This window comes from Moorena sp. SIO3H5, assembly GCF_010692395.1.
GTDB lineage: Bacteria > Cyanobacteriota > Cyanobacteriia > Cyanobacteriales > Coleofasciculaceae > Moorena.
In genome coordinates, this window is sequence record NZ_JAAHHS010000382.1 from 1 (window position 1) to 7,298 (window position 7,298).

Genomic DNA, 7,298 nt, shown 5'->3' on the forward strand with positions numbered 1-7,298 from the left:
GGGACTGTTTGAAAGCGATCGCACCCAATCCTAGAATACCGATACCAAGCAGAATAAAAGGCCACATCGGTCGCTTTTTGCGGGAGGGAGGGATGGGCGGGGGTATTGCTGCTTACTTGCCTGGCAGTTTCCGTTTCTAGTTCGGGTAATGAGTCTTGTGGTTGCTGTTCAACTCCTTGATCAATATCTTCCTGAATTGGTTGAGGTGAGGACAAGTGCTTTTGAGGCAAAGGATTTGATTTCATTGTTTATTTCCTGTAGCGTCAATTATTAAGTACTTTTGGGTAGCTTAGTATAGGGATATCGCCTGTCACCAAGGAGTCTGTTTCTATAGAAATGCCACAGGCGTGCATCAGAACTAGGAGATATCTACCATATATCAGTTGGAGCAACCCTGCCATAAACCCGTGGTATAGCATTCTCTGAAGTTTTGTCAAGTATACAACTTCAAAACCTCTGTTGAAATCGGGATAAGTACTAAAACCGAGGGATAATCCTATTAAAGTAGGGAGTAGGGAGTAGCTCACAGGGGTAGGTTTTTAACAAAGACGTGAGGTGTGGGGTTTAGGGGGTGGGGTGTAGGGTGTGGGTGATAAGAAAATATACTTAATTTGTCGTTGTCTTGATGCAAAGCGCGAGTGGGGTAAACCCCCTTTGGCGGCGCTGCATCGCTGCTCCCTAAAAACCAGAAATTTCTACCTCACAATTCATAGAATTGCTATTAATTATAAATTAACCCCACCAGTGTTTTAAAGCAGTGGGGTTTTATGAGAATTAATTCAAACTAATTACAAAAATCTCACGGGGTGACAACAAAGCTCAAACCTAGATAGGTGCTAGGTTTTAGGTTTTAGGTGTTGGGTAAAATGAGCGCATCGGAGTCATTTGTATTTGCCAGCAATTAAAGCAATTTTTACCATACAACGTCAATGATAGTTTTAATCAATCCATCCCGCTTGACATTCTTCCCTAAAACCTAACCCCTAAAACCTAACCCCTGTAAGATTTTAAAGAGCCCTTGTCACCCCCTGAGTACAAAAATTTATTTTGTCCACTGACCGCACCTCAAGTAGCGTGGGCGTAGCGCATATGCTTAAGCAGTCTTTTTTTTTAAAGCTGCACCTGTTCCCAAAGCACCTAATGCTAGTAATCCCAAAATTGAAGCAGGTTCTGGAACGGATGTGAGCTCAACATTGTCAATCAGCAGTCCAGAGTCAAGATCAGTATCATCCTCGTTCAAGACTCCAATTCCTAAACTAAAGGTTCCGGAGGTTTCAAAGGTATAAGAAAAACTCTGAAAGCCAGTCTCTTCATCAAAATCTGTAAAAGATTCTATGAATAATGGGAAGTCAGTGTCAGCGAGCCCATCTACCATTTGAGATATGCTGACGAAGGAAAAATCGTTAAAACGTCCTGAATTAGAAGATGTAAATTCATTGGTGATAAAGTTCCAATCAAAACTCAAAACATCTCCGGCATGGGCGGTAAAGGTTTGTTGAATTGCAGAACCCTCTGTGGGAGTGTCTACATTGGGAAGATTAGGGATAGTAGCTAGGCTTCCAGCTGTTAATCCTAGAAATGTTTCTATATCCGAGACAGGAACTGAGCCAAAACCGGTGGTTAGTAGAGCTTGGAAGTCTCCATCGGTTGGACCACTTCCGAACCCTGCTGTTTCAATACTAGTGTCGCCTATGGTTAACCATTCGGTGAAATCACCAGTCTCAAAACTGCCATTGACAATGGCCAGGGCTGGGTTAGCACTTAACAGAGTTGCCGCAGTAACTAAACTTACTGTACCTGAACATAGGGTTAAGACATTGAAAAATTGGCGAGTATACATCAAATTAATTACTCCTTTATTAGGTAAAATGCTATGGTTTTTGCGACAAAAATATTTACTCGAACTATGTCTTAATGCAGCCCTAACCTAATGGATTTTACCTTGCTATGATCGTACATAGTTCATCTGTTCTGCCACTTTGATATACTCCCAATTTGATCAGAACTTGGAAGACACAGGAATTCTAGTATCTGTAAGCCATGGGTTTTACGTTTTAATGTAATTAATTTCAATACATTTATATAATCTCAGATATAACCCGGCTTGGCAGTACCCTTGAGGGTACTTTTTCAGCAGCTGCTCATTATAGCGTTTCTAGGACTCATGAAGTACACATTATTTTTTCCCTCTTCCCTCTTACCTGCTCCCGTCTTGATGCAGTCGCTCATGGTTTGAATTTACCGTAAGACAGTTGAGCCTTAATCAATAAGTTTTACCCCTTTTCTGCATAGCCTACCAACCATAAAGGCTCAACTGTCTAAGGTTTTGTCTCCGGGGGAAACCCCCAAGACCGCGCTGCATCGCTGCTCCCTGCTCCCTGCTCCCTGCTCCCTGCTCCCTGCTCCCTGCTCCCTAAAAACCAGAAATTTGTACCTCACAATTCATAGAATTGCTATTAATCATAAATTAACCCCACCAGTGTTTTAAACCAGTGGGGTTTTATGAGAATTAATTCAAACTAATTACAAGAATTGATTTTGTCCGCTGACCGCTGAACACTGACTGTTTAAGCAGTCTTTTTTTTTAAAGCTGCACCTGTTCCCAAAGCACTTAATGCTAGTAAGCCCAAAATTGAAGCAGGTTCCGGAACAGGTGTCAGCTCAACATTGTCAATCAGCAGTCCAGAGCCAACAATAGTATCATCCTCATCCAAGACTCCAAGTCCTAAACTATAGGTTCCGGAGGTTTCAAAGGTATAAGAAAAACTCTGAAAGCCAGTCTCTTCATTGAAATCTGTCAAAGAGTCTATGAATAGTGGGGAGTTGGTGTCAGCTAGCCCATCTACCATTTTAGCTATGCTCACGAAGGAAAAATCGTTAAAAACTGCTGGATCAAAAGAAGATGTAAATTCATTGGTGAGAAAGTTCCAATCAAAAGTCAAAACATCTCCGGCATGGGCGGTGAACGTTTGTTGAATTGCAGAACCCTCTGTGGGAGTGTCTACATTGGGAAGATTAGGGATAGTAGCTAAGCTTCCAGCTGTTAATCCTAGAAATGTTTCTATATCCGAGACAGGAACTGTGACAGGAACTGTGACAGGAAATATGTTAAATACACCAGTACTTAGTAGAGCTTGGAAGTCTCCATCTGTTGGACCACTTCCAAACGCTTCTGTCTCAATACTAGTGTCGCCTATGGTTGACCATTCGGTGAAATCACCAGTCTCAAAACTGCCATTGACAATTGCCAGAGCTGGGTTAGCACTTAACAGAGTTGCCGCACTAACTAAACTTACTGTACCTGAGCATAGGGTTAAGACATTGAACAATTGACGAGTAGACATAAGATTGATTACTCCTTTGTTAGGTAAAATGCTATGGTTTTCGCGACGATACTATTTGCTCGAACTATTTGAAGAGGATTGGAAAATTACTTAACAACTCAGATCATATAAACATCAAGGGGCTCAAATCAATTAATTCTAAAATCTAGAGCCTCTTAATAAGCAAGCAGCATGATCTAAGACATCCAAGCCAACTAGCCTAAGCATGGATGGAACTAATAAGAAAAATCCCTAGGAAATTAAGCGGCCTCCTCTAAGGATAGTGTTCATTGTTGGTTTTTCTCCCCAAATGGGGGTCTTTTATTTGACGGCTTTAGGTTGTCAGCTATTAAAACAATGAACTATTTAACCTTGATGACTAATTTATTCGCCAACAATACTATTACATATAAATCTTTGATAATTGATCTCTTCAAAGTTAAATTCACTTAATCTTTAACTTAATAAAATTTCGATGAATTATCTTTTGATAAGAGATAATTACAAAAATATAGGATTTACAAATAGGTCATAAACAATATTGCTGCATCGCTTTTCCCAGTTCGCTGTCTTGATGCATCCTATGTTTACATCTCAAATAAAAACCCTATAGCGTTTCTCTTAGCTATGAGGTACACATTATTTTTGCCCACTTCCCTCTTCCCCTCCTGGGAGGGGTTAGGGGTGGGTTCCTATTCCCTGCTCCCTGCTCCCTGCTCCCTGCTCCCTGCTCCCTGCTCCCTAAAACCCAGAAATTTGTACCTCACAAGTCGTAGAATTGCTAGATATAATAATCATTGATCGCAGCAGCTATTGCTTAACACCTCTTTGCCCCATGGATCAAGAACGCCTCCAAGCCTATGTGAGTCTGATTCAAGACCTGCTGAGTTGTCCCAGTGGCGAGGAAGCAGAGGTTTTGAACTCCCATCAGGATTTGGTAGATGGGGGGTTGGTGCAGATGATGCAACAGGTGGCGGAGTGGTGGGCACAGGAGGGCAATAAAAATGCTGCTGAATATTTAACCAGTGTTGCCACTCAGCTAGCTGAGGCCCTGGGATTGTCATCAACAAGTTCTACCTTTTCCCAATTACCCACTGCCGACTCACAATTTAACTTCCTGATGGAGCTATTGCAGGCAACCTATGAAAGCAACGGTAACGGGGAAGTGGTTTACCCCCTACTGCAAGCAAATCTAGATCAGCTAGATGATAACTTGGCAGTTCTGTTGCGAAACTGGACAACGGCAAAACTGGCAGAAGTAGAACCAGAACTAGCCCAAGGCATCGCAGCAGATATTTTTATTTTCAGTTATCTAATTCAGGAGTTTCCCCTAGGCAGTAGAGCGACTAACTTAGAGATTGCCATTACTGGCTACGAGGTGGTTGGGACTGTTTTTACCCGTGAGGCTTTTCCCCAAGATTGGGCAATGACTCAAAATAATCTGGCAAGTGCCTACTGTCAGAGAATCAGGGGAGAGAAGGCAGACAACCTCGAAGCCGCCATCAAAGCTTTCCAAGGGGCTTTGCAAGTGCGCACCCGTAAGGCTTTTCCCCAAGATTGGGCACAGACTCAAAATAATTTGGGGAATGCCTACACTAACAGAATCAAGGGAGAGAAGGCAGACAACCTCGAAGCCGCCATCAAGGCTTACCAAGCTGCTTTGCAAGTGTATACCCGTGAGGCTTTTCCCCAAGATTGGGCAATGACTCAAAATAATCTGGGGAATGTCTACAGTAACAGAATCAGGGGACAGAAGGCAGACAACCTCGAAGATGCCATCAATGCTTGCCAAGGGGCTTTGCAAGTGTACACCCGTGAGGCTTTTCCCCAAGAGTGGGCAAGGACTCAAAATAATTTAGGGAATGCCTACACTAACAGAATCAAGGGAGAGAAGGCAGACAACCTCGAAGCTGCCATCAAGGCTTACCAAGCTGCTTTGCAAGTGGGCACCCGTGAGGCTTTTCCCCAAGAGTGGGCAAGGACTCAACATAATCTGGCTGCTGCCTACGATGACAGAATCAGGGGAGAGAAGGCAGATAACCTCGAAGATGCCATCAAGGCTTCCCAAGCTGCTTTGCAAGTGTACACCCGTGAGGCTTTTCCCCAAGAGTGGGCAATGACTCAAAATAATCTGGCAGTTGCCTACCGTCACAGAATCAGGGGAGAGAAGGCAGATAACCTCGAAGCCGCCATCAAAGCTTCCCAAGCTGCTTTACAAGTTCGCACCCGTGAGGCTTTTCCCCAAAACCATGCCGAAACCTTATTTAATCTTGGGCGTACCTACCAAGATGCCCAAAAGTTTACCAACGCCTACCATACCTTTGCTGAGGCTATTGAAACAGTAGAATCTCTGCGCAGCGAAATAGCATCTGGTTCTGGCATCGAAGCAGATAAACAAAAACTAGCTGAAGAATGGAATAAACTCTACAGCAGCATGGTAGAAGTTTGCCTGGAACTCAACAAACCCACCGAAGCAATTGAATATGTTGAACGTAGCAAAGGCAGAAACCTAGTAGAACGGCTGGCTAACAAAACCCTCTATCCTAAACGCGATCGCTATCCCAACCCAGAGGTTCACCAAGCTCACTGCCAGCAACTGGACCAACTGCGACAAGAAATCCCAGTAATACAGCGAGAGTTAGAGATATTAAGTAGAAATCGGGAGTCAGAGCAGAAATATCGCGAAACTATCAAGACAAACCAGCAAAGGTTAAAGGGCTTAAAACATGAGCAGGATCATCTCCTTGAGGAAATCAATCAACTAGATCTTAGTTTTAAATTCACCCAACAGGTTGAACCGATTCCCTTTAGTGATATCCAAGCTCTGATTGATGACCACACTGCTATTATTGAGTGGTATATCACAGACAATCAGATTCTCACCTTTATCATCACCAGTCAAAATCGGCACCCCCAGGTTAGGCAATCTTCTTATGAAGAGCGGCAAGCCCTTATTGATTTGACTATTGATGAACATCTGACTACTTACTACGAGAAAGAAGAACAGTGGAAAACTCATCTAGATCAGCTCCTAAGCCGATTAGCCCAAATTCTGGATATTGAGGAAATTCTAGCTGAACTCCCGCAAGAGTGTGACCAGTTGATTCTCATCCCCCATCGTTTGTTGCACGTGTTCGCGCTTCATGCTTTGCCCATCGAGAATAGAGAACAACAGGCAAACAACAGTGAGGAAAATACCCACACTAAAAATGCTTACTTACTTGACTTGTTTCCCAAAGGAGTTCGATATGCTCCCAGTTGCCAGTTACTGCAACTGAGTCAAAAGCAAGAGCGTCTCGATTTCAGTAAGCTCTTTGCTATCCAAAATCCCACTGACGACTTATACTACACTGACTTAGAAGTTAATAACATTCTGCCATTATTCTCCTCTTCCCAAGTCTTAGCCAAGCAGGCTGCAAGCGAAGCTGCTGTTAAGACCAGTCAAGAAATGCCCCTATCCCACTGTATTCATTTCTCTTGTCATGGTGAGTTTCATGGTCAGTTTAATGAAAAATCACCCCAAGAATCAGCACTGATTCTCGCCAAAGATCAAGGTCCAGAAGATGGACGCCTTACTGTAGCGGAAATCTTTGGACTGAGTCTCAATCAATGCCGCCTGGTTACCCTCTCTGCTTGTGAAACAGGCATTACTAAAGTTTTCGGTAGTACTTATGATGAGTACAGCAGCGATGAATACATTAGTTTGCCCAGTGCTTTCCTCTATGCAGGTAGTCCCAGCGTTGTCAGCAGCCTTTGGATGGTGAATGACTTTGCCACTGCCTTCTTAATGATTAAATTTTATCAAAACCTAAGTCAGTTTACCATCATAAAAACCGGTGCAGTTGCCGTTGCCCTCAACCAAGCTCAAACATGGCTGCGGGATGTTAGAAAAGAAGAATTAGAAGAGTGGACAAACCATCTAAACCGTCTTTCCCTGACTCCCAATCAGAACTTCGATTGGTTATCCTGGTTTAG

6 protein-coding genes are annotated in these 7,298 nt (G+C 43.2%); 3 read left to right on the forward strand and 3 right to left on the reverse strand.

Annotation, left to right across the window (positions count from 1 at the left end; all coding sequences use genetic code 11):
• Positions 1–245: hypothetical protein (locus F6K52_RS28895; RefSeq protein WP_293086782.1), on the reverse strand; the 245-nt coding region annotated here is incomplete at its 3' end.
• A gap of 848 nt (positions 246–1,093) precedes the next feature.
• Positions 1,094–1,840: a PEP-CTERM sorting domain-containing protein gene (locus F6K52_RS28900; RefSeq protein WP_293086785.1), complete on the reverse strand. Its 747-nt coding sequence runs from the start codon at positions 1,838–1,840 to the stop codon at positions 1,094–1,096.
• A gap of 486 nt (positions 1,841–2,326) precedes the next feature.
• Between F6K52_RS28900 and F6K52_RS28905 the strand changes: the two genes are divergently transcribed.
• Positions 2,327–2,488, forward strand: coding sequence for a hypothetical protein (locus F6K52_RS28905; protein ID WP_293086788.1), 162 nt, complete (start codon positions 2,327–2,329; stop codon positions 2,486–2,488).
• Positions 2,489–2,567: 79 nt separating this feature from the next.
• On the opposite strand, the gene F6K52_RS28910 is transcribed toward F6K52_RS28905, so the two are convergent.
• Positions 2,568–3,344: a PEP-CTERM sorting domain-containing protein gene (locus tag F6K52_RS28910; RefSeq protein WP_293086791.1), complete on the reverse strand. Its 777-nt coding sequence runs from the start codon at positions 3,342–3,344 to the stop codon at positions 2,568–2,570.
• A gap of 606 nt (positions 3,345–3,950) precedes the next feature.
• On the opposite strand from F6K52_RS28910, the gene F6K52_RS28915 reads away from it, so the two are divergent.
• Together F6K52_RS28915 and F6K52_RS28920 are read left to right on the forward strand one after the other, a co-directional pair.
• Positions 3,951–4,124, forward strand: coding sequence for a hypothetical protein (locus F6K52_RS28915; RefSeq protein ID WP_293086794.1), 174 nt, complete (start codon positions 3,951–3,953; stop codon positions 4,122–4,124).
• 34 nt (positions 4,125–4,158) lie between these two features.
• Positions 4,159–7,298: CHAT domain-containing tetratricopeptide repeat protein (locus F6K52_RS28920; protein WP_293086797.1), on the forward strand; the 3,140-nt coding region annotated here is incomplete at its 3' end.

Bases quoted from the DNA above. Each gene is read 5' to 3' on its own strand.
- F6K52_RS28900 (WP_293086785.1), bottom strand. From the start codon at position 1,840: ATGTATACTCGCCAATTTTTCAATGTCTTAACCCTATGTTCAGGTACA.
- F6K52_RS28910 (WP_293086791.1), bottom strand. From the start codon at position 3,344: ATGTCTACTCGTCAATTGTTCAATGTCTTAACCCTATGCTCAGGTACA.
- F6K52_RS28915 (WP_293086794.1), top strand. From the start codon at position 3,951: ATGAGGTACACATTATTTTTGCCCACTTCCCTCTTCCCCTCCTGGGAG.